Annotated in this window: 2 pseudogenes; both read left to right on the forward strand. The window is 48.2% G+C overall.

The window, feature by feature from the left end:
• Positions 1–125, forward strand: a pseudogene (locus F7Q90_RS27570) (TOTE conflict system archaeo-eukaryotic primase domain-containing protein); the annotation flags it as partial.
• Positions 124–257, forward strand: a pseudogene (locus tag F7Q90_RS26285) (Tn3 family transposase); the annotation flags it as partial. The pseudogenes F7Q90_RS27570 and F7Q90_RS26285, both read left to right, overlap by 2 nt.

A 257-nucleotide genomic window follows, 5' to 3' on the forward strand; every position in this document is an offset into this window, starting at 1 on the left:
CCCGGATAAAATGTAGCGACTGCTCTCACCGCCAGCTTATTCCCGTATCGGATCCTGTTATCTACCGGCATCTGGCAGGCGAACACACCATCGGTGTATATCCTTTGCTTGAAGATGACTTCTGTTAAATACGCAACTGCGTTAAAACAGGGAACCGCAGAACCAGAAGCCATTTTACGCCGGTTTACCAGGAACAACGTTCAGCATCCGACTTATAAGGCTCTGGCGGAGCTGGGGAAAGCAATAAAAACCATTTT

The sequence above is a fragment of the Pantoea stewartii subsp. stewartii genome (assembly GCF_008801695.1).
In the GTDB taxonomy this organism is placed as follows: domain Bacteria; phylum Pseudomonadota; class Gammaproteobacteria; order Enterobacterales; family Enterobacteriaceae; genus Pantoea; species Pantoea stewartii.